Source organism: Cyanobacterium stanieri LEGE 03274 (assembly GCF_015207825.1).
Taxonomy (GTDB): Bacteria; Cyanobacteriota; Cyanobacteriia; order Cyanobacteriales; family Cyanobacteriaceae; genus Cyanobacterium; species Cyanobacterium stanieri_B.
Map to the genome: position 1 here is coordinate 39446 of NZ_JADEWC010000003.1, position 22227 is coordinate 61672.

Annotated in this window: 30 protein-coding genes and 1 other RNA gene; 19 read left to right on the forward strand and 12 right to left on the reverse strand. The window is 36.9% G+C overall.

Annotated features, from left to right (window positions below; translation table 11 throughout):
- Positions 1–74 precede the first annotated feature (74 nt).
- The 4 genes from IQ215_RS01975 to IQ215_RS01990 all read left to right on the forward strand — a co-directional run bounded on the left by IQ215_RS01975 (position 75) and on the right by IQ215_RS01990 (position 3336).
- Positions 75–437, forward strand: a complete 363-nt coding sequence (locus IQ215_RS01975) for a response regulator transcription factor (protein ID WP_193799652.1) — start codon at positions 75–77, stop codon at positions 435–437.
- A gap of 72 nt (positions 438–509) precedes the next feature.
- Positions 510–1046, forward strand: coding sequence for a chemotaxis protein CheW (locus tag IQ215_RS01980; RefSeq protein ID WP_193799653.1), 537 nt, complete (start codon positions 510–512; stop codon positions 1044–1046).
- Positions 1047–1118: 72 nt separating this feature from the next.
- Positions 1119–1955: a prephenate/arogenate dehydrogenase gene (locus tag IQ215_RS01985; protein ID WP_193799654.1), complete on the forward strand. Its 837-nt coding sequence runs from the start codon at positions 1119–1121 to the stop codon at positions 1953–1955.
- Positions 1956–2517: 562 nt separating this feature from the next.
- On the forward strand, positions 2518–3336 hold the full coding sequence (locus IQ215_RS01990; protein WP_193799655.1) for a formate/nitrite transporter family protein: 819 nt from the start codon (positions 2518–2520) through the stop codon (positions 3334–3336).
- Between the two features lie 20 nt (positions 3337–3356).
- Here the strand turns inward: IQ215_RS01990 and IQ215_RS01995 are convergent, their stop codons facing one another.
- The 5 genes from IQ215_RS01995 to IQ215_RS02015 all read right to left on the reverse strand — a co-directional run bounded on the left by IQ215_RS01995 (position 3357) and on the right by IQ215_RS02015 (position 6663).
- Entirely contained in the window at positions 3357–4193 is an 837-nt protein-coding gene (locus IQ215_RS01995) for an inositol monophosphatase family protein (protein ID WP_193799656.1), read from the reverse strand.
- An 81-nt stretch (positions 4194–4274) separates the two neighbouring features.
- Complete coding sequence (locus IQ215_RS02000) at positions 4275–4754, reverse strand: low molecular weight protein-tyrosine-phosphatase (protein ID WP_206688478.1); 480 nt, start codon at positions 4752–4754, stop codon at positions 4275–4277.
- Between the two features lie 69 nt (positions 4755–4823).
- Positions 4824–5168, reverse strand: a complete 345-nt coding sequence (locus IQ215_RS02005) for a YbaB/EbfC family nucleoid-associated protein (RefSeq protein ID WP_193799658.1) — start codon at positions 5166–5168, stop codon at positions 4824–4826.
- A gap of 196 nt (positions 5169–5364) precedes the next feature.
- Entirely contained in the window at positions 5365–5913 is a 549-nt protein-coding gene (locus IQ215_RS02010; protein WP_193799659.1) for a spore maturation protein, read from the reverse strand.
- Positions 5914–6048: 135 nt separating this feature from the next.
- Entirely contained in the window at positions 6049–6663 is a 615-nt protein-coding gene (locus IQ215_RS02015) for a nucleoside recognition domain-containing protein (protein WP_193799660.1), read from the reverse strand.
- 181 nt (positions 6664–6844) lie between these two features.
- Here IQ215_RS02015 and psb34 point away from each other — a divergent pair, with 181 nt between their 5' ends.
- The 10 genes from psb34 to IQ215_RS02065 all read left to right on the forward strand — a co-directional run bounded on the left by psb34 (position 6845) and on the right by IQ215_RS02065 (position 14207).
- Positions 6845–7033 carry a photosystem II assembly protein Psb34 gene (gene psb34 / locus IQ215_RS02020; protein WP_193799661.1) on the forward strand — a complete coding sequence of 63 codons (189 nt, stop codon included), beginning with the start codon at positions 6845–6847 and terminating at the stop codon, positions 7031–7033.
- Positions 7034–7251: 218 nt separating this feature from the next.
- Positions 7252–7917 (forward strand): peptide-methionine (S)-S-oxide reductase MsrA, encoded by a 666-nt coding sequence (msrA, locus tag IQ215_RS02025; protein WP_193799662.1) that lies wholly within the window; start codon positions 7252–7254, stop codon positions 7915–7917.
- 98 nt (positions 7918–8015) lie between these two features.
- On the forward strand, positions 8016–8156 hold the full coding sequence (locus IQ215_RS02030; RefSeq protein WP_193799663.1) for a hypothetical protein: 141 nt from the start codon (positions 8016–8018) through the stop codon (positions 8154–8156).
- 202 nt (positions 8157–8358) lie between these two features.
- A complete protein-coding gene (locus IQ215_RS02035; RefSeq protein ID WP_241735228.1) occupies positions 8359–8598 on the forward strand; it encodes a hypothetical protein in 240 nt (79 codons plus the stop codon).
- Positions 8599–8911: 313 nt separating this feature from the next.
- Positions 8912–11005, forward strand: a complete 2094-nt coding sequence (fusA, locus tag IQ215_RS02040) for an elongation factor G (protein ID WP_193799665.1) — start codon at positions 8912–8914, stop codon at positions 11003–11005.
- 147 nt (positions 11006–11152) lie between these two features.
- Complete coding sequence (locus tag IQ215_RS02045) at positions 11153–11353, forward strand: hypothetical protein (RefSeq protein ID WP_193799666.1); 201 nt, start codon at positions 11153–11155, stop codon at positions 11351–11353.
- Positions 11346–11828: a ribonuclease HI gene (gene rnhA, locus IQ215_RS02050; protein ID WP_193799667.1), complete on the forward strand. Its 483-nt coding sequence runs from the start codon at positions 11346–11348 to the stop codon at positions 11826–11828. The genes IQ215_RS02045 and rnhA overlap by 8 nt, the downstream gene beginning before the upstream one ends.
- 53 nt (positions 11829–11881) lie before the next feature.
- Positions 11882–12238 carry a single-stranded DNA-binding protein gene (locus IQ215_RS02055; protein ID WP_193799668.1) on the forward strand — a complete coding sequence of 119 codons (357 nt, stop codon included), beginning with the start codon at positions 11882–11884 and terminating at the stop codon, positions 12236–12238.
- 6 nt (positions 12239–12244) lie between these two features.
- A complete protein-coding gene (locus IQ215_RS02060) occupies positions 12245–13372 on the forward strand; it encodes a glycosyltransferase (RefSeq protein ID WP_193799669.1) in 1128 nt (375 codons plus the stop codon).
- Positions 13373–13505: 133 nt separating this feature from the next.
- Entirely contained in the window at positions 13506–14207 is a 702-nt protein-coding gene (locus IQ215_RS02065) for a sugar transferase (RefSeq protein ID WP_193799670.1), read from the forward strand.
- Between the two features lie 98 nt (positions 14208–14305).
- Here IQ215_RS02065 and IQ215_RS02070 read toward each other — a convergent pair whose 3' ends face one another.
- Both IQ215_RS02070 and IQ215_RS02075 read right to left on the reverse strand, forming a co-directional pair.
- On the reverse strand, positions 14306–15703 hold the full coding sequence (locus IQ215_RS02070; protein ID WP_193799671.1) for a Rieske 2Fe-2S domain-containing protein: 1398 nt from the start codon (positions 15701–15703) through the stop codon (positions 14306–14308).
- A gap of 94 nt (positions 15704–15797) precedes the next feature.
- On the reverse strand, positions 15798–16790 hold the full coding sequence (locus IQ215_RS02075; RefSeq protein ID WP_193799672.1) for an NAD-dependent epimerase: 993 nt from the start codon (positions 16788–16790) through the stop codon (positions 15798–15800).
- 109 nt (positions 16791–16899) lie between these two features.
- Between IQ215_RS02075 and ffs the strand changes: the two genes are divergently transcribed.
- Positions 16900–16996: signal recognition particle sRNA small type (gene ffs, locus IQ215_RS02080), an RNA gene on the forward strand.
- A 7-nt stretch (positions 16997–17003) separates the two neighbouring features.
- Here ffs and IQ215_RS02085 read toward each other — a convergent pair.
- The 5 genes from IQ215_RS02085 to IQ215_RS14455 all read right to left on the reverse strand — a co-directional run bounded on the left by IQ215_RS02085 (position 17004) and on the right by IQ215_RS14455 (position 19437).
- Positions 17004–18050: a glycosyltransferase gene (locus IQ215_RS02085; RefSeq protein WP_193799673.1), complete on the reverse strand. Its 1047-nt coding sequence runs from the start codon at positions 18048–18050 to the stop codon at positions 17004–17006.
- Positions 18051–18105: 55 nt separating this feature from the next.
- Positions 18106–18246: a hypothetical protein gene (locus IQ215_RS02090; protein WP_193799674.1), complete on the reverse strand. Its 141-nt coding sequence runs from the start codon at positions 18244–18246 to the stop codon at positions 18106–18108.
- A 6-nt stretch (positions 18247–18252) separates the two neighbouring features.
- Entirely contained in the window at positions 18253–18783 is a 531-nt protein-coding gene (locus tag IQ215_RS02095) for a PIN domain-containing protein (RefSeq protein ID WP_193799675.1), read from the reverse strand.
- Positions 18776–19120, reverse strand: coding sequence for a hypothetical protein (locus IQ215_RS02100; RefSeq protein WP_193799676.1), 345 nt, complete (start codon positions 19118–19120; stop codon positions 18776–18778). Before IQ215_RS02100 ends, IQ215_RS02095 begins: the two co-directional genes overlap by 8 nt.
- Before the next feature lie 185 nt (positions 19121–19305).
- The gene (locus IQ215_RS14455; RefSeq protein ID WP_277815517.1) at positions 19306–19437 is read right to left on the reverse strand and encodes a hypothetical protein; all 132 of its coding nucleotides are present in this window, start codon (positions 19435–19437) and stop codon (positions 19306–19308) included.
- Positions 19438–19548: 111 nt separating this feature from the next.
- Between IQ215_RS14455 and IQ215_RS02105 the strand changes: the two genes are divergently transcribed.
- From IQ215_RS02105 to IQ215_RS02120, 4 genes are read left to right on the forward strand one after another with little or no spacing between them, the layout of a single operon-like run.
- Positions 19549–19818, forward strand: a complete 270-nt coding sequence (locus IQ215_RS02105; RefSeq protein ID WP_193799677.1) for a hypothetical protein — start codon at positions 19549–19551, stop codon at positions 19816–19818.
- 23 nt (positions 19819–19841) lie between these two features.
- Positions 19842–19955 carry a hypothetical protein gene (locus IQ215_RS14540; protein WP_431355515.1) on the forward strand — a complete coding sequence of 38 codons (114 nt, stop codon included), beginning with the start codon at positions 19842–19844 and terminating at the stop codon, positions 19953–19955.
- 8 nt (positions 19956–19963) lie between these two features.
- Positions 19964–20848, forward strand: a complete 885-nt coding sequence (gene murB, locus IQ215_RS02115; RefSeq protein WP_277815518.1) for a UDP-N-acetylmuramate dehydrogenase — start codon at positions 19964–19966, stop codon at positions 20846–20848.
- Between the two features lie 34 nt (positions 20849–20882).
- Positions 20883–22148 carry a UDP-N-acetylglucosamine 1-carboxyvinyltransferase gene (locus IQ215_RS02120; RefSeq protein ID WP_193799679.1) on the forward strand — a complete coding sequence of 422 codons (1266 nt, stop codon included), beginning with the start codon at positions 20883–20885 and terminating at the stop codon, positions 22146–22148.
- The last annotated feature ends 79 nt before the right edge of the window (positions 22149–22227 follow it).

Below are 22227 nucleotides of genomic sequence, written 5' to 3' on the forward strand. Positions count from 1 at the left end.
GGAAAAGATTGCTATATCATTGTTATGGTTTGTATATAAAGATTATGACTAATTTATAGAGGTTAATAAACAATATGGCAAAAGTATTAATAGTTGACGATTCCTCCACCGAGAGAAAAATATTAGTAACTTATTTACAAGAAATAGGTGTTTCTATTACTACCGCTGAAAGTGGAGAGGAAGCCCTCGATAAAATTCCTCAAATTAACCCCGACTTAATTATCTTAGATGTGGTTTTACCCGGTAAGAGTGGCTTTGAAATCTGTCGAGAAATAAAATCCAATGATAACACCAATAAAATACCCGTGATTATTTGTTCCACCAAAGGCAGTGAAATGGATAAATTCTGGGGTATGAAACAGGGGGCAGATGCCTATTTACCCAAACCCGTTAATAAAGACGAATTATTTAGCACTGTAAAGAAATTGACGGCATAAAATATCTTTGAGGAGGGAAAATAGTGAGAAATCAATTCTCAGCTACCCTCTACAATAATTATGGAATCAACCATGGAAAATAAATCAAACCCATCCTTGTCAATTAACAAAGACACCACTTCCCAAGCCTCTCAATTTTTAAGGTTTTTATTACTCCCCGACACCAATTTGATGGTTAGCCTATCACAGATTGCGGCGGTGTTAAAAATTCCCTTCGGTAAAATTGTCCCTGTGCCAGATATGCCTAGTTGGGTAATGGGGGTTTATAATTGGCGGGGGGAAATTGTCTGGATGATAGATTTAGGGCAATTATTAGGTTTTACCCCTTGGTATGAACAATCGGTTACCGCTTCTAACCATAAGGCGGTGGTAATTCACCCTAGTAACCAAAATATCAAAAGTTTAACCACTGGAGAATTAGTGGGTTTAGTAGTAAGTGATATTCAAGATATTGAAATGTGTCACACTGATAATTTACACTCTCCCCCTGCCTCGGCCATTACTCCAGAATTAGCACCATTTTTGCGAGGGTATTGGATAAAAGATAATGGAGAAATTATCGTAACCGTGGATGGAGATTCTATTTTTGCCGCTATGCCCAAGAAATAGTTAAAATTTGATCAAAAAGTGGGGCAATGGGGAAAATTGACCACGGATAATTATTCCGTCTGTAATTAGAGAATGAAAATTGGTATTATTGGTTTAGGTTTAATCGGTGGCTCTCTGGGATTGGATTTGACTGCCAAAAATTATCATGTGGTGGGGGTATCTCGTAACCCAAAAACCTGCTCTAAGGCTTTGCAAAAGGGCGTGGCGACTAAGTCAGGGGTTGATTTGAGTTTACTAAAAGATTGCGATGTGGTGGTCATTGCTACCCCCATAGAATATATTATCCCGACTCTTAAAAGTTTACTCCAGTATTTATCTTCCCATACCGTGGTTACGGATGTTGGTTCGGTGAAAGAATCTATTGTCAGGGAAGCCCAAAAAATCTGTCCTAATTTTGTCGGTAGTCATCCCATGGCAGGTACGGCAAATAGTGGTATTGATGCGGTGGAAAGGAATTTATTTAATAATGCTCCCTGTGTAATTACTCCTAATGATTATACTAGGGTAAGGGCGATCGCCCTTATCGAAAAAATGTGGTTATCAGTCGGATGTAAAATATTAACCACCAGTCCCGAAATTCATGATCAAGCAGTAGCATGGATTTCCCATTTACCCGTGATGATAAGTGCTAATTTAATTTATAGCTGTTTAGGAGAAAAGGATCAAAAAGTAAGAGAATTTGCCAAAAAAATAGCTAGTTCAGGTTTTAAAGACACTAGCCGTGTAGGAGGAGGAAACCCCGAATTAGGATTAATGATGGCAAAAAATAATCAAAAAAACATTCTTAATAGTCTTAAAAAATACCGCCAAAATTTAGATACTATTATTAATGATATAGAGTCCAACCATTGGCAAGAAATTGAGCAACTATTAACCATCACCCAAAGTAAAAGAAGCGACTTTTTATAAATTCTTTAAAATAAAGTTCGGATAATTCGTTATCAATAGATTGCATTTTCTTAGTTGCCCCACCGTGTAATGAATTAGATGGCTAACGGTGGTTAGTTCAATTTATTGAACTAAGATATTGACATTACTATTTGTAAGTGATCAAGCGGACTTGATATAATCCGATACCCGACATCTTTACAAAGATTATTCATTGCAAAGAGAGTGATGATATATTTTCTAAATCGGATTTGGTATTAAACCTTTGATATTGAAACAATAATAACTCACTTGAGTTTGGGACAACATTTTTAGTCTTTTAAAGATGTAAACAATGGACAATTAATAGACTCATGATTATCATCCTTACTCCCCATCTTCGATACTCCTCTTTTAGAAAAAATATGCAATTTTCAATTAAACACTATGTAAAAAAAGTAAAAATAGCTTTATTTAGTATTTAAATTTACATTTTTGCCCAATATTTATCCCTAATATAAGCATTAATTCAATAATTAATAATTATAAATTGCATTTTGTGATTGTTTTTACAAAACTAACTATCAAGTAGAGGGATTAGCAAATGGATTATTTATTGCCACAGGATTTAATCAACACCGTTATCGATGCGGCAAAAAGCAAATCAAGACTATCTATCAAAAACTTAATGATTCGGGGATTTTATTCTGGTGCAATTTTAGGAGTAGCCACAACCCTCGCCATTACCATCGCCATTCAATCACAAATACCCTTTTTAGGAGCATTACTATTTCCTTGGGGCTTTGCTTCCATCGTACTTTTTGGCATGGAGTTAGTAACAGGCAACTTCGCCATTATGTGTGTGGGTATATTAGCTGGAAAAGTTAGTTTTCATAAAGCCCTTAATAACTGGTTGTGGGTTTATTTTGCTAATTTTTGCGGTTGTTTTACCATTGCACTATTGATGAGTTATTCCCTTACCGACGGCGGAATGATTCCCCCTTCTGCGGTAGGAGAAAAAATTATGGAAATTGCCATTTCTAAATCTGTCACTGTCAGAGAAATGGGTTTATCTGGTTTTACTTTATTTATTGTGCGAGGAATTGTCTGTAATTTTCTCGTATGTATTGCCGTAATGATGGGTTTTGTCAGTAAGTCAGTAATTGGTAAAATTGTTGGTTGTTGGTTTCCTATTATGGCTTTTATTGTATTGGGAATGGAACATATTGTCGTTAATATGTTTTTCTTAACTACAGGCATGGCTTTAGGTGCTGATATTACGGGTATGGATATGGTTTTTTGGAGTTTTTTACCCGTGACGATTGGTAATTTAATTGGAGGAGGTATATTTGTTGGAGCATTATTTTATATGACTCATTCTAATGTCATGCTTCGTCAAAATAAAAGTGAGACAGTCAGTTAAAAATATCCACCAATCAACCACTAACCCACCACATCAGGAAAAGAAAAAGCAGGGCTATGGGGAGTATTCTTCAAAGCCACCATCAAAGCATCATGGATTTTACCGTTGGTAGCTAAAATGCGCCCTGTGTTAATATCAAATTCCGAGCCGTCATAGGCGCTAATATAACCTCCAGCTTCCTTAACGATTACCACCCCCGCGAGTAAATCCCAAGGGCTTAAGCCCCTTTCCCAATAACCGTCTAACCTTCCCCCTGCTAATTCGCATAAATCTAGGGAAGCACTTCCTGCCCTTCTTACTCCTTGGGTGAGGTGGGTAAGGTAGCAAAATTCGGCATAATTGTTATCATCGGTTTCCCGTCTATCGTAGGCGAAACCTGTCACCAATAAACTATCTTTTAATTCTTCGGTATTCGATACTTTTATGGGGTTGCCGTTGAGGGTTGCTCCTAATCCTTTCCCAGCGCACCATAATTCTTCTCTCATGGGGTTATAAACTACTCCCACGGAGGGGACGCCGTCAATGTTTAGACCGATGGAAACGGCTGCTTGAGGGTAGCCATGGGCATAATTAGTAGTGCCATCGAGGGGATCAATTACCCATTGATATTTATGGTTTTGAGTACCACTTTTCCCCGATTCTTCAGCAAAAATGGCATGATCTGGGCAGTGTCTTTGTATTACTTTGATTACTTGCGCTTCGGATTCTTTATCTACTTGGGTAACAAGATCACCTGATCTACCTTTTTGGGCGATCGCCAATTGTTTCCCCCAATAGTGACTAAGTACAGCCCCCCCAGCCCTTGCCGCCAATAGGGCAATATCAAGATAAATAGAAATTGATTCGTTAACAGTCATTATGTTAATTGATAATGGATAATTAATAATGGACAATGAAACAAACAGAATAAAGATTATTACTCTTGCCTATTGCCTTAATCAGTTGATATTATATTCTTCCTTCACATAATCTAATAAACCCTGACAGGAATCAAGTAATAAATCAATCACATAATCAAAGCCCGATTCTCCACCATAATAGGGATCTGGTACTTCTGTATCAGAATAATTAGAAGCAAAATCACACATTAACTTAACTTTGTCCCTATATTTTCCTTTCAAATCCAAAGATAAAATATCATGATAATTAGCCTTATCCATAGCTAAAATTAAATCAAAATATTCCAGATCAAAATCTTCAATTTGTCGGGCTTTTCCTACTAGCTTTATTCCTCTTTTTTTTCCAGCTTCTCTCATTCTGCTATCGGGGGAAGCACCAATATGATAACGGGAAGTTCCCGCAGAATCGCAACTTATTTTATCTTGTAAACCCTCTTTTTCTATTAAATAATTCATAATATTTTCCGCTGAGGGCGATCGGCAAATATTACCTAAACATACAAATAATAACTTAACCATCACAACAATTTAATTTAATTAAACAAAATTAAGGGCTGAAAATGTTCCAGCCCCTCAAATAGCCCTTACCTACATTCCAGGTAATCCAAAACTACCAGTTAACTCTTCCATTCTCTCGCGCATAGTCTCGGTAGATTTTTGATAAGCATCTTTAAGAGCGGCGGTAACACTAGCAGATAAAGCCTCAGAACCTTTACCCAAAGCCTCGTCCTTAATTTCTACCTTCAAAGGCTCTTGATTTCCACTCATGGTAACAACTACTAAGCCATCTTCGCTTTGCCCTTGAATTTCCATGGTTTCTAATTCTTGTTGGAGTTGTTTTGCTCCTTCTTGCACCTGTTGAGCTTTTTTGAAAGCCTCCGCAAGTTCTTTCATTTTACCTAAGCCTAGTCCAAATCCTTTTCCTTGTGCCATATTTATATACTCTTTTTACATTAACAATAGAATAACAAACAAATTTTAACACTACCTTGAGCCAATCTCTGGTTATAAAGTAATGATTGTTTTAAGTTTGCCCATTTTCAGAACATTTTTAAACTTAAGTCAGGGATAAGGTTTCCTGGTTAGTAAAGTGAATAGACAATAATTTCAATACCTCAAACCTAAACATCTAAGCAAAAAATAAACGACAAATATAAACTGCGCTAAAAATTCCCACCACATCAGCAATTAATCCCGCTAAAAGGGCATGGCGTACTTTTTTGATACCCACGGAGCCAAAATACACCGCTAATATATAAAAGGTTGTTTCTGTTGAGCCATACATGGTGGCGGCGATTTTACTAATGAGAGAATCTGGGCCATAGATTTCTACTAAGTCACTCAGCAAACCAAATGAGCCTCCCCCAGACAGAGGACGCATGATAGCAAGGAGGAGGTTTTCAGGGGGAAAACCCAGCACTGACAACACGGGAGATAGAATATTAAGCATGATGTCTAATGCTCCACTGGCTCGAAACATCCCAATGGCAACGAGAATGGCGACTAGATAAGGAATAATTTGGATGGCGATGGTGAAGCCATCTTTGGCGCCTTCGGTGAAGACTTCATAAACTTTGACTTTTTTGAATACGAGGGCATAGAAGGGAATACCCATTAATAGCAGGGGAATTATATATTTGGCGGTGGTGTTAAAAATATCGGCAATGGATTCAATCATTATTTTTGTGTTATGAAATATTTTTGTGTTGTGAAATTGGCTTTAATTTGGGTTATTGTCAACAATAGGCTTAAGCCCATTGCCCATTATGTAGTTTTCAAAGTATTGAGAAATCTTATCTTTAATTCAGATTAATTATTTATTGAGATTTGATTCTTCTGTTTCTTGTTCGGGTATGGCAAATTTGGGGAGTTTTGAGAGGAGTTTGACGGCGGTGACTCCTGCAATGGTAGAACAGGATGTGGCGAGGATGGTGGGAATGAATAGGCTACTGGATTCTACTCCCATGAGGGCTACCACCGTGGCGGGGAGAATTAGTTGCACACTGGAGGTATTGATGGTTAAAAAAGTACACATGGCGTTGGTAGCGGTTTCGGGATGGGGATTAAGTTTTTCTAATTCCTGCATGGCTTTTAGACCCAAGGGGGTGGCCGCGTTACCCAAGCCCAACATATTGGCGGACATATTCAATACCATGGCACTCATGGCGGGATGTTCGGGGGGGACTTCTGGAAATAGCCAAACTGTGATAGGACGAACGATACGGGCGATCGCACTTACTAACCCTGCTGTCTCAGCAATTTTCATAATTCCTAACCACAAAGCCATAATACCGATTAAACCAATGGCTAGGGTAACAGCGGTTTCAGCGCTACTAATGGCGGCCTCCGTCACCGCATCAATATTGCCATTGATTGCACCAACAATAACCGAAATCGCAATCAATCCAAACCAGACATAATTAAGCATAATAATTTATTTGAGCAGAAAAATTAACATTCATTTTGACACAGCATCACAAAGAAATATTAATTTTGACAACAAAAAATGTAAAGTAATATCAAGATTTATTACTACACTTCCCCCAAAATTAAAGTCTGATCATAATCTATAGACTATTGTAATTTTTAGTAAATGAGGTCATCAGTATATGCCATATACCACCGAAGACGGCGGCAGAATTAATAATTTTGCCCATGAACCCAAAGTTTACCAAGCTCAAGCTCCCACAGAAAACGAAAAAAGAAATAATCTTATTTTAGTTGCTGTTTCGACTATTCTTGTATTAGGGGGCATTGCGATCGCCTTTTATGCCTCCACTAACGCTCCTGTTGCATAACTTGAGTTTGGGATAAAATTTTCTGGTTAAGACAGGGAATGGGCAATAGTTTTCATGTTTTTATTGATCGCTCAGAAATGCTCAACCTGAAACCTAACCATTGACTGAGCTTGTAATCAAGTAAATGTCTCCGTAGCTCTCGAAAAGACATAAACTACAACGATAAACGATAAGATGAAATAAGACAGTAATAATTCTTTACCATCATTAATAAAAATATGTTTTTATTTGGACTCGGAGACAAAAAACTTACCCTACCTAAACCAGAAGAAGCCCTCAAAGGTAGAGACAAAAAAATGCCCCTACCTTCTAAACACTTTGTCAACGGCAATCCCTTCAAAAGCGAATATCCAGCCCATATGGAAAAAGCCCTATTTGGTATGGGTTGTTTTTGGGGCGCTGAAAGAAAATTTTGGCAACTAGAAACAGGAATCTATCTCACCGCCGTAGGCTACGCTGCAGGTTATACCCCCAACCCCACCTATGAGGAAGTATGTAGCGGTTTAACAGGTCATAACGAAGTCGTATTAGTAGTATATGATCCTCAGATTATCAGTTATGAAACCCTCTTAAAAGTATTTTGGGAAAACCATAACCCCACCCAAGGAATGCGTCAAGGTAACGACAGAGGCACTCAATACCGCTCAGGGATTTACACCTACTCCGCCCAACAAAAAGAATTAGCCCAAAAATCCAAACAAATCTATCAACAACAATTAAACCAAGCAGGATACGAAGAAATTACCACCGAAATCCTTGACGCATCCGAATTTTACTTCGCTGAAGGTTACCATCAACAATACCTCGCCAAAAATCCTAACGGTTATTGTGGTTTAGGAGGTACTAAAGTATCTTTTCCCGAAACTTCCTTCGTCAAAAACTAAAAGTATCAACAATTGTGAACCTTTCTTTGGAAAGAGATCTTTTTTAAGTTAACCTGATAATAAACCGTTTTTTTTCTTTAAATTAAATTCGAGGTCGTATGTCTGATCTAAATCGTGGCATCATGAAATTTGAAGGTGCTGATAAACCAATTATTGTCGGGGTTTCCGCTTTTATCATACTCGGCAGTATTACCGCATTAATTATCTGGGCTCTCAATTCTGCCTATGCTGTTATGTAATCTATGATAGCCTTGACTAAGGGGGGTTAAATCCCCTCTTTTAACTAAAAAATTGAAATCAAACCATCGGGATTAACAAATAACCAAAGTGATTGTTTTTAAACCTAGAGAAATAGTTTGTTTAGATAATCAAAATAAATCTTTATATTGTGAAATAATTGACGTTCTTACACAACAGAATAAATGTTGGGTGCGACCTCTTATGCTGGTAAATTTTGCGGAAAAAAATACCTATGAAAAAGCCATAAAAAACATTGAAGATTTACGTTTTACCTCAGATTTGTTATGGAATACCCAATCTTTTCGTCCGGTTTTTGATACTGAATATATTAATTTTTCTTGCCAATTGCCTGAATTTGAATTTGACGATAAAAAACTCTTAAATGCCAAAAAAATTCTCAGACACTTCATTCAAGATTTATGGTCATTTAATGATAAATAAATCCAGAAAATAAATCTATAAAAAAAGATAACCTTTTATTATCGCCCATAGATTAGCTTCATGGGGTAACTTGTTTATATAATGTAACGCTATGATATAATCAACTAGAACATTTCAAAACCTTGAAAAATAGATATAGACAGAAAGTAATCGTCAAGCCTAGGCTAAAAACCAAAGTCTATAATCATTCAATATCAAGACTATGAATAAAGTTGCCACTAGCTAGAGTGCAACAATTTTTTTACTCAACCACCTAAAAAAATAAAACAAAATTTAGGTAAGAAAACATAAGCTGTATATTTATAGATAAATTATGAAAAAGGACCTCGCTCGATATAGAAATATTGGGATTTTTGCCCACGTTGACGCTGGAAAAACCACTACTACAGAAAGAATCCTAAAATTAACTGGTAAAATTCATAAACTTGGCGAAGTACATGATGGAGCCGCTACCACCGACTTTATGGAACAGGAGCAGGAGCGAGGAATCACCATTCAATCCGCCGCTACAAGTTGTTTCTGGAAAGATTATCAATTCAATATCATTGATACTCCAGGCCACGTGGACTTTACCATCGAGGTATATCGTTCTTTAAAAGTTCTTGATGGTGGTATTGGGGTATTCTGTGGTTCTGGTGGGGTTGAACCTCAGTCGGAAACCAACTGGCGTTATGCTAATGATTCTAAGGTTTCTCGTATCATCTATGTTAATAAATTAGACCGTACTGGGGCTGATTTTTATAGTGTTGTGAAGCAAGTAAAAGAAATTCTGGCGGCGACTCCCTTGGTGATGGTATTACCCATCGGTGTTGAAACCGAATTTAAAGGGGTTGTGGATTTATTAACCCGTAAGGCATGGATTTGGGATGATTCTGGAGATCCCATGAACTACACCATCGAAGATGTTCCTGCGGACATGGAAGAAGACGTAGAAATGTACCGTGAACAGTTGATTGAAACTGCGGTGGAACAGGATGAGGAATTGATGGAAAAATATCTTGAAGGTGAAGAAATTGCCATCGAGGATATTAAACGTTGTATCCGTAAAGGTACCCGTGATCTAGCTTTCTTCCCCACCTATTGCGGTTCTTCTTTCAAAAATAAAGGGGTACAATTAGTTTTGGATGCGGTGGTTGATTATTTACCTGCTCCTAATGAAGTTAATCCTCAGCCTATTGTAGATTTGGAAGGTAACGAAACTGGTGAATTTGCCAAAGTTGATGCAGAAGAGCCTTTCAGAGCTTTAGCTTTCAAGATTATGGACGATCGCTACGGCGCCCTTACCTTTACTCGTATTTATTCTGGTGTCCTCGAAAAAGGTATGACTGTATTAAATACAGCCACTGGTAAGAGTGAGCGTGTGGGTAGAATTGTGGAAATGCACGCTAATGATCGTATTGAAATTGATCAAGCCCAAGCAGGAGACATCGTGGCTATTGTAGGGATGAAAAACATCCAAACTGGTCACACTATCTGTGATCCTAACAATCCTGCTACCCTTGAACCCATGGTATTCCCTGAGCCTGTAATCTCTATTGCCATCAAACCTACCCAAAAAGGTGGTAATGAAAAAATGGGTATGGCTCTTAGTAAAATGGTTCAAGAAGATCCTTCTTTCTATGTGGAAACTGACCAAGAAAGCGGTGAAACCATTATTAAAGGGATGGGTGAATTACACCTTGATATTAAGGTGGACATCCTCAAACGTACCCACGGGGTAGAAGTAGAAGTTGGTAAACCTCAAGTGGCTTACCGTGAGTCTATCACCAAGGTAATTAATGATAGCTATACCCATAAGAAACAGTCTGGGGGTTCTGGACAATTTGGACGTATTGACTACACCATTGAACCTGGTGAACCTGGTACTGGATTCCAGTTTGAATCTAAGGTAACTGGTGGTAATGTTCCCCGTGAATTCTGGCCTGCGGTTAATAAAGGTTTTGAAAGCAGTATCGAAAAAGGTGTATTAGCTGGTTATCCTTGTGTGGATCTCAAGGTTACTTTAACTGATGGTGCTTTCCACCCTGTGGATTCTAGTGCGATCGCCTTTGAAATCGCAGCTAAAGCGGGTTATCGTCAATCTATTCCTAAAGCCGGTCCTCAAATCCTTGAGCCTATTATGAATGTGGATGTATTTACCCCTGAAGATCACATCGGAGACGTAATTGGTGATATTAACCGTCGTCGTGGCATGATTAAATCTCAAAATACTACTCCCATGGGCGTAAGAATTAAGGCTGAAGCTCCTTTAAGTGAGATGTTTGGTTATATTGGTGATTTACGTACCATGACTTCTGGACGTGGTCAATTCTCCATGGAATTCTCCCATTATGCTCCTTGTCCCAAGAATATCGCTGATGAGGTAATCAAGGAAGCTAAAGAGCGTGAATTGGCTTTGGCTAAATAATCACAATTATTCATAACTGAATAGTTTTTATAAGGTGGGCAATGCCCATCTTTTTTATGGTTATTTTCCGTTGAAATTTACCTTTTTTTTGTGAACTTCAGCGTTTATTATGTTAGGTTGTGGGCAGTTGTGAGGAGTTAACTGATAATGAAGGCTTGGCTTGTTTTGTTTGCGTTATTGTTTGTTCTGGCTCAGTTTGGCTTATGGGTAAAGACTTTTATTGCTCCTTTGCCATGGTATATTTTTGGAGGAATTTTATTGGCGATCGCCTCTAACTATGAAAAAGCTATTACCAATATGATCAATAGTCAAATGGATAAGGTATTTAAAGGAAATAATCATGAGTAAACAAGGGCTACAAGAAGTAGAAATTTATACCGATGGTTCTTGTCTGCGCAATCCGGGGGCTGGGGGTTACGGAGTAGTATTATTATATGGGCAACACCGTAAGGAGTTGTCAGGGGGATTTAGTTTAACCACTAATAACCGTATGGAAATTTTTGCGGTCATCGCTGGGTTAAGCTCCCTCAAGAAAAAATGTCAAGTCAAATTATATACTGATTCTCAATACGTGGTTAATGCCATTAGTAAAGGATGGGCGCAGAAGTGGGAAAAAAATGGTTGGAAGCGCAATGCCAAAGAAAAAGCAAAAAATCCTGATTTGTGGGCAGATTTATTGGCTCTGTGTCGTCAACATGACGTAGAATTTATCTGGGTTAAAGGTCATGCTGGTAATAAAGAAAATGAAAGGTGCGATCGCCTTGCTTTTGAGGCCGCCCATGGCTCTAATTTACCCCCCGACGAAAATTATCAATCTGAATAATTGCCTTAGATCATAGTATAATATTAGTACATTATGAGAGTGTAGGCAAAAGTATGAGTCTAAACATTGTTAATTTAGTAGGTCGTACGGGTACAGATCCTGAAGTTCGTTATTTTGACTCTGGAAGTGTTAAATGTCGTCTCACCCTAGCGGTGAATCGTCGTAGTAAAAGGGATGAAGGCCCCGATTGGTTTGAGTTAGAAATTTGGGGAAAAACTGCGGAAATTGCAGGAAATTACACTAAAAAAGGTAGTTTAATTGGTATTCAAGGATCACTAAAAATTGATACCTGGAGCGATCGTAACACAGGGGCAAATCGTTCAAAACCCGTTATAAGAGTTAGTAACCTTGATTTATTAGGCTCGAAACGGGATAATGAAAACTACAATTCCGATAATGATGAATTCTAAGTTTTCATGAAAACAGCATTGGTCCATGAATGGTTAACCCCCAAGGCGACGGGAGGTTCGGAGTTAGTAGTTAAAGAGATTTTAGAGCTAATAGATAATATTGAACTATATGCCCTCATCGATTTCGAGTCTTCCAATCCTCAAAGTTACCTTTATGGACGAAAAATCAACACTTCTTTCCTACAACATTTTCCCCTGAGCAAAAACGGCATCCAAAACTATTTACCCCTATTGCCCATTGCCGTAGAGCAACTAAATGTAACAGAATATGATTTGGTGTTATCTTCTTCCCATGCAGTAGCAAAAGGGATAATCACCACCCCCGCTCAACTTCATATTTGTTATTGCCATACTCCCATGCGCTATGCTTGGGATTTAACCTTTGACTATCTCCAGCGCACCTCACCCCTCAAAGGATTTTTTGCCCGTTATTTCCTCCACAAAATAAGACAATGGGATGTAATCTCAGCCCATCGGGTAGATTACTTTATCGCTAATTCCCACCACACAGCGAGAAGAATATGGCGTTGTTATCGTCGGGAAGCAGAAGTAATTTATCCCCCCGTACAGGTAGATAAGTTTCCCTTTGAGGCTCAAAAATCAGATTTTTACGTAATTGTATCTCGCCTTGTCAGTTATAAAAAAGTATCCCTCATTGTTGAAGCCTTTAATCAACTAGGAAAACCTTTAGTTGTCATTGGGGATGGCCCTGAATATAAATCCATACAAGCCCTTGCCAAGCCTAATATTACCCTTTTAGGGTCAGTGGATGACATAACCCTTAAAAAATATTTATCCTCCGCTAAGGCTTTTATATACGGTGCTTGTGAAGATTTTGGCATCGCCATTGTAGAAGCCCAAGCCTGTGGCACTCCTGTGATTGCCTATGGGCAAGGGGGAGCTTTAGAAACGGTTATTGACATACGAACCCATCAGGATACTGGCACGGGGCTTTTTTTCTCATCTCAAACCGTAGAATCATTGGTTGATGCTGTCAATAATTTTGAAAATTTATTACCCCATTTCCATGCCGAAAATTGTCTTATTAATGCTCAAAGGTTCAGTTTACAAAGATTTCAACAGTCATATCAACAATTCATTGATCAATGTTTATATGAATTTAGTCCAAAATAAACAATTCATCTATCACAATTTTGAGTAATAATAAAACCAACTTAATAAATGAACTATTTTCCCTCAATTATCGAGATATTTAAAATATTTTGTTCTCGATGATAATTAATCAGGTGTGACTAGAGGAGTAACAATGACCATCAATACCCAATTTTTGTCTAGGAAAAGCGCGCGTAGCTCTACAAAATCAAGGGCGATCGCACAATCAACCATTTCCCATAGCTATCGTTATAAAAGAGTATTTGACATTATTTTTTCCGCCACAGTATTAATAATCTGTTTTCCCATCTACTTTACCATTGCCCTATTAATATTAATTAGCTCCCCTGGACCAATTTTTTACTATCAAGAAAGAGTAGGCAAAAATTTTCAAACTTTTAAATGTATTAAGTTTAGAACCATGGTTAAAAATGCTGATCTAATCTTAGACAAAATTTTAGCAGAATGTCCCCATAAAAAAGCTGAATTTGAAAATAATTTTAAACTAAAAAAAGATCCTCGTATCACTTGGATTGGTAGATTTTTACGAGCCACAAGTTTAGATGAATTTCCCCAATTTTGGAACGTATTAAAAGGTGATATGAGTATTGTTGGGCCTCGTCCTCTTGTCCCCAAAGAGCTTTGTATGTATGGTAATAAAATTGATAAAGTATTAACTATCAAGCCAGGGATCACAGGATTATGGCAGGTATCGGGAAGAAATGATATTCCTTATAATCGTCGTATTTTAATGGATGTTTATTATGTTATGAATAATAATTTTATGTTTGATATTTGGATTGTTCTTAAAACTATTGCGGTGATGTTTTTTACTAAAAATAATGGAGCTTATTAATTTTTAAATATGGGTTTATTTTAGGTTATGGAGAAGCTAGAAAATATACAGTATTTAGGCATACTATAGCTATCCCCAAAAAACCTATTTATAATAAATTATTTTGTAATATTTCTAGGAGCTATTTTTTGACCTTGATAAAATCTTTTTTCAATTTTTCCTAGATAAAAGTAACTGACAATACTGATTAAATTAACGATCACTATTGAATAAATAATTACTGGAGATATATTCGGGAAATTAAGAGAAATCATCGGTAAAAGTGACCAAATAATAGCAGTAAAAATGATTAAAATTTGACGAATGTTTTGAATATTGTTCAGTGCCTGACGACAACTAGAACATTTTTCTGTATGGGAATGATAACGCTCTAATAAAATATCGTGGGTAGGGGTTGCTGGTAAGTCTTGATTAGGGAATAATTCGGCATTATATTTATTTATCCACTGTCTAAATTCGGTTACATATAAATCTGCCTTAGTGGGTAAGTAACAGGCTTTTTCATATTTTTCGCTACCGCCTAATTTTTCTAAGTATCGCTCTTGATAATGGAGGAAAATTTGATCATCTTCAAGGATAGCATTTTGATTAAGATGGGAATACCAACGAGGGGTTAATTTGATAAAAAATTGAGGAATTTTTGAGGAAAATTGGAAGGGAAAACGAGCAAACAAACGGCATTTTCCTTTACTAATAGGAGTAGCATAAACCACCGTCATGGTGCGTCCAAATTGTTTAGAGGTTAAGTCGTGCCACATTAAATTGGGGGCAACAAAGGTAGTATATTGACTGCCTAGCTTACCTTTTCTTGGCCCTTCTTGCCATACTCCATTAAAGCCTTGCCTATTACTACTGATAATTTCTAATTCTACCGTAGAAACGTTGGAGCGATCGCCCACAGAACCATGATGAGTATAGGGGATATGACTAGAATCTAAAACATTTTCCAATAAAGTGAGGGCAGAATAAGGAATATCCCGAAAAGTATTTAACACCAACCATTTATCCTTATCTTCCTCCAAAGGATCTACGATGGGAATAGGAGTTTTATCCGCATTATCAGGATCACCAGCATAAACAAATAATAAATCCTGCTCAACCTTACAAGGATAAGCCTTCACACAGGCACGGGAAGAAGTATGCGCCCGTTGATTTTCTTGTTGTTGGGGTATCACCTCACAATCTCCCTCCCCAGAAAAAGCCCAACCATGGTAAGGGCATTCCAACAAACCCTCCTCATTAATTCTCCCTTCCGTTAAAGGCGCTAAACGATGGGGGCATTTGTCGGTAAATACTCGCCATTGAGAAGTTTTTTCCTCCCACCAAATTACAATATCTTCCCCTAACAAAGTAAAAGAATTAGGTCGATTTTTTTGCAAATCCTCCACAAAAAACACAGGATACCAAACCTCTTGATAATTAAAATTATCTTCATCCTCTCCCCCCACAGGTAAAACTACAGGGGCTTTTGCTTTTTCTAGGGTAGATTGTGTCATAGGAATTAATTTTAGTAACTATTACAAAATGTTAACAAAAATCCATCCCTGTCTAAAGTTTAATTACTTTTATTGACAAAATAACATATATGTGCTAGTTAGTTTCGTAATAATTCTTATACCAACTTACAAATCTTTCGATGCCCTCCTCAATGGAAGTAGTAGGTTTAAAACCGACATCTTGAATTAAATCATCAATATCTGCATAGGTTGTTGGCACATCTCCCGGTTGTATGGGTAAGAAATTCTTTTCTGCTTTCATACCCAAACAATTTTCAATAACTTCAATAAATCTAGTTAACTCAACGGGTTGATTATTACCTATGTTATATATCTTATAAGGAGGAATTTTGCTTCTATCCTCAGCTGTTGATGATTGAGGAATATGATTCATCACCCTAATAATTCCCTCCACAATATCATCGATATAGGTAAAATCTCGCTGCATTTTGCCATAATTAAAAACCTTAATCGGTTTTCCCTCTAAAATAGCCTTAGTAAATAAAAAGTATGCCATATCAGGTCTTCCCCAAGGCCCATAAACGGTGAAAAAGCGTAATCCCGTACAAGGAATATGATACAGATGACTATAGGTGTGTGCCATTAATTCATTGGCCTTTTTGGTGGCGGCATATAAACTAACAGGATTATCGACATTGTCGGAGGTGGAAAAAGGAATCTTTTTGTTAGCCCCATAAACTGAGCTAGAGGAGGCGAAAACTAAATGTTTTATGCTATTGTGGCGACAGCATTCCAAAAGATTTACAAAACCCACTAGGTTACTATCTACATAGGCATGGGGATTTTCGATGGAATATCTTACCCCTGCTTGGGCGGCTAGATGTATTACAAAATCAAATTGATTGTTTTTAAATAACTGTTCTAAATTTTTTCTATCCGCTAAATCTAGTTTATGAAAGGTGAAGTTTTTTTGTGTTTCTAATTCTTGTAATCGGGCTGTTTTGAGGGAGGTATCGTAGTAATCATTCAGATTATCTATACCGATAACAGATTCTCCTTTGGATAATAATTCTTGAGTTAGATAAAAACCAATAAATCCTGCGGCACCTGTTACTAATATATTCATATTCTAGTTAGTTTGGGGATATGCTTTTTTGTATTTTATGATGATAATTGATACTGGTAATGATTGTGGTAGTTGAAATTTACCTTTGCAATGGGCTATAATATTAACTGACTCGGACTTATGCGGTTTCGACGCTCAAACTTTGTCAGGACCGGAAGGTAGCAGCAATACGGGATGCTTGAAATGGGCGTAAGATTCGGGTCTTTGATGATCTCACTTTTTCTCTACGTCAAAAATAGGTGCGATCGCCCTTACTGTTCTAGCTTCTCTCCATTGCCAATGGTTATCCTGCCCATGATTTTTAATATCTTCAATGGTTTGATCTATTAATTTTGGTATTTGGGCAAAATCTGAAAAGTTGTAACCAATTTTGACAGGATGATTAACCTGATGATGAATTACGGGGTAATCAGAGGCAATAATATGACAACCAGCCGAAGCCGCATCGCTAATTACCCCACTGGCACGGTAAAAATAACGCTCTTGGTCGTAGTGTATGATTAGTATATCGATTTGCTGTAATACTTTTAAATAATCTTCTTCTTTGGTGGTGTCGAGCAAAGTTGCTTTTACTTCATCGAGATAGGCTGGTTTTTGCCCTAGAGGTGTACCGATGATTAATTCACATTGATGATCACTATCGGTAATATACTGTTGTATTTTATCAAGGATAAGGGCGATCGGTTTATCGGGGCGAATCATGCCTACTACCCCAATTTTGATAGTTTCATTTTCCGATAATCTTTCTCCTAATTTTAGCCTTGGTGTTACTTCACTAAGAATAGGAAGGGGCATTAAATATTTACAATAGTCAGGAAATCTGTATTTTTCAGGAATTACATCATCATCAATTTCTAGCAAAACTACTTTTAAGTTTCTAAATAATTCTAGATAAATTTTTAGATAAATAAAACCTAAATATTTTATTTTACTATTCATCGCAAATTGTTGATTACCATGGAGAGTAAGAAAGGTTAATTTTCCTCTCAATGCCAGTAGGGGTAGTAAAAATAAGCAATGTTGATTATAAAATTCAAAGACAAAAATTGAGTCAATATCTTTAAATTTAAATGCTCTTAATCCCATGGCAATATGACGATATTCCCGTCTGATTTGTAACCCAATTTGATAGGGAAATAGTTTACTAAGTTTTAGTAACCAATTTGGTAGCTCTGTTTCTAAGGAGATAAAGGCGATCGCACTTTGATTGTATTCAGGAATTAAAAGTAAGTCTTTTAAACAGGGGTGCATTAACTGCATAGTATTTCGAGTTAGTTAGAAAAACATTTTTGCTCAATCAACTAATTTTAACTACTTAGCCTGGTAATTTTCTCGAAATCTCCTCTGTTTCTAAGGAGATAAAGGCGATCGCACCTATTTGTAAATGGTAAAGTGCGATCGTAACTCCGCCTTGGATGTCTGATTGATGAGTTGTAGAACTTTGAGGAAATGACACAGGAAATTACGATGGTTGAGATATAGGAGGAATTGTGCCTTTATTTAACCAATTAATAGCTAAATAAGGATGAACAATATGAATATTATAATGAGGAAAATCATAAATAGCGTGCTTGTTTGGAATAATGGTTTTCACATCTTTGTTGAGAAAATCCTGAAAATTAGCAGTTATCAATAGATCAGCTTTTCCAGCTACAGCAGTTTCTAAAACTTGTTGATCTTCCAAGTCATCAATAGCAAGAACTCCTGTACCGCCTAAGATTAACTGAGGATTACTAAGCTGAGCGTAACTAGAAATAATATTGACATAAAAAGAAGCATCCTCAGCGAGGGGAGTTAGTCGCAATAAAACTTGTTCTAAACGATTTAACATTCCCCAAGAAATAATAAGTTCTACTTTTCTTGAATAACAATGCCCATAACGAACAAAATCAACAATACTTTGACAAGCAGAGTTTTGATTACCTTTAATATCAGCTAATAATGCTGCACACCAAATATTCAAATCAAGGCATAACTTTAAAGGCTTACACATCACCAGTTAATCCGATAGATGCGGATAAAATATCATCTTCTGTTTTCAAGCTACTTAACCATTCTTGATCTATATTTTCAGCAATTCTTTTTTGGGCTAATTTGTATTGATGATGTAACAGTACTCTGGTAATGTCTTGACTAATTTCGAGCCATTGTGATTTTGAAGCAACATTAGTTAATTGCAATAAAGCCGACCAAGCATTAGGTGGTAAGATAGAACCTAATTTAATGGCCGTACTTGCAATTTGAGATTTTGAACGATTTTCTTTTTTTGACAAAGCGGTAATTCGTTCTGAAGTTTCCATATCAACATGGGCAGAGAGAGTTTTTCCCATCATTTTTTCTAATTTATATAGCTTCTATGGTTTCTATAGAAATTATAGCTTATATCTCTTTGTTGATCGCACTTTGATTGTATTCAGGAATTAAAAGTAAGTCTTTTAAACAGGGGTGCATTAACTGCATAGTATTTCAGGTTAGTTAGAAAAACATTTTTGCTCAATCAACTAATTTTAACTACTTAGCCTGGTAATTTTCTCGAAATCTCCTCTGTTTCTAAGGAGATAAAGGCGATCGCACTTATTTGTAAATGGTAAAGTGCGATGGTCATTGTGCTTTTGATGTCCGACTCATTATTATGATGAGAAATCATAGAATAAGTAAAATACAAAATATATTATGATGTGCCAAAATGTTACAGTCAAAATTAATATCAAAGACTAAAAGAATACTAAAAACATTTCTTAACCCTCAAAGTAAAATAATGATGTATTACAAAATCTCACGATATTTACATAATCGAGGGTTTTTATTTTTAGCAGAATTAGTTAGATATAAACAAGCAAAATATGGATGTTATATCTCTGAAAAATCTATAATTGACGAAACAGTAGTTTTTCCTCATAGTGTCGGTATTGTTATTGGTGAAGGAGTAGTGATAGAAGAAAATGTCAAAATATGGCAGAATGTCACTATCGGTAGTCATGGAAAAAAAACAGCCCTCAGGAATATCCTTACATTGAATCGGGAGTAAAAATATTTGCAGGAGCTATTATTATAGGGGGAGTAAGGGTTGGAAAAAATTCTATTATTGGAGCGAACTGTTTAGTGTTAAGTGATGTACCAGCAAACACTACGGCAGTGGGGATTCCCTACAAAAATAATAAATAATACAGACGATGAATTTACCAAAAGAGATACAAACAGATATTTTGTTAACTCCTTACACTACTTGGAAAATAGGTGGAAAAGCAAAATATTTTACTGAACCAACTCCAGAAGAACTACCTCAAGTGATAAAGTGGGCTTTCACCAATAACATACCTACATACTTTATTGGTCGTGGTTCAAATCTATTAATAGATGATGCGGGATTACCAGGGTTAGTAATAGTAACTCGTAATTCTTTAACTGATTTGCAAAGAGAAGATGATGTTATCATCGCTGGAAGTGGTGTTTTTTTGCCTCATTTGTCACAGTTTGCCGCCAAACAAGGTTTCTCTGGTTTTGAATTTCTGATTGGTATTCCTGGAACCGTGGGAGGAGCTATAGCTATGAATGCCGGGCTTACAGTATTCCGTCCCCGTGAAATGACATCCATTGTCAAGGATTTTGATGTTTTGAATCTTGATGGCAGTGTTGAAACCCTAACGATGAAGGATATTGATGCACAGTATCGACAAACAAATTTATTGGACGGGAAACGCCTAATTGTAGAAGCTCGTTTTATATTAGAACACTCGGGCGATCCTGAAGAAATAAAAAAGAATACATTTGCCCATCTCGCAGAGCGTAAGCGTAAGCAACCTTTAGATAAACCCACAGCAGGAAGCACCTTTAAATCTCCCCGCGGTAGTAAAAGTGCTGGATGGTGTATTGAACAAGCAGGTTTAAAAGGTTTTCAGATTGGGGGTGCAAGGGTAAGCCCCGTTCATGCAAACTGGATTGAGAATTTGGGCAATGCCACATCCCATGATGTCCGTGAATTGATAAACCATATTCAAGATGTTGTAAGAGAAAAAATAGGAATTAATTTGGAAACAGAAGTTTGTTTTTTGCCTTAGAATGACTCCATAACACAACTGTGAATTTATGAAAATGGCTAAAAATGTAAATAAATTAATTCTTCATCCTTCACGGTTAGAAGGGAAAATAAAAGTCGGTGGCGCTAAAAATTCTGCCCTTCGTTTATTAGCAGCATCTCTACTTACCTCATCTCCTGTGATTATAAAAAATTATCCTAGCACTCTACTTGATGTTGATATTCATGTTGAAATGTTAGAAGTGTTGGGAAAACATTGTAAATTAATAAATGAAAATGAAATCGAGATTACCGAGCTTCGCTTTCCTTCCTCACACTTGATTTGGAATAAAAGATCCATTCGTAATACTCTTTTGATTTTGGGAGCTTTAGTCGCCCGTACAGGGCAAGGGAAAGTTCCATTACCAGGGGGGTGTCAACTGGGCGATCGTAAATATGATCTTCACATAATGATCTTAAAATCTTTAGGTGCTAAAGTATGGCAAGAAGATAATTATCTTTGTGCAGAAATTTCAGGAAACAAAAAACTTCAAGGCTCAGATATTTATCTGCCTATTCGTTCTACAGGAGCAACTGAAAATAGTATTATTTGTGCGTGTTTAGCAGAAGGTCAAACCCGTATTTGGGGTCCTCACATTAGACCTGAAATTCATGATTTAATCAATTTTTTGCGATCTATGGGGGCAAAAATAGAAGTACGAGGTCAAGAAAGTATTATTGTCGAAGGTGTAGAACAATTAGGAGGTACAACCCACGAAGTAATTCCTGACAATATAGAAGCTCTTACATGGCTAATTGGTTCTGCTGTTACCAATGGCGATGTTGAAATTGTTGATTTTCCTTTCGAGCATTTAGAAGTGCCTCTTATTCATTTACGTGAAAGTGGAGTCCGTTTTTATCGCTCCGAAAATCATTTGATAGTGAGAGGATCAAAATGTTATCCCATCGACATCAGCACCGGTCCATATCCTGGGATTAACTCCGATATGCAACCTCTTTTTGCTGTACTAGGTGCCATGGCTCAAGGAGAAAGCCGTATCATTGATCTACGCTTTCCAGGACGTTATGCTTATGCACAAGAATTAGCAAAGATGGGAATGATTTATCAAGTGAAAAATAATTTATTATTAATCGAAGGAGGAAAAAATCTTCAAGGCAATGAAGTAAAAGCTCTTGACTTGAGGGCTGGAGCAGCTCTAATGATAGCCAGTCTCATTGCTAATAGTCCAACTACTATTACTAATGCTTGGCAAATATTTAGGGGATACGATCAGCTGGAGAAAAAATTGACCCAATTAGGAGTCAATTGGCAATCAGATTAACTCGTCATAATCTTTTTAAATAATCTCCCTATATTTTTGTGTTCCGCTAAGGTATAACCGATCGATAATGTTTAAATTA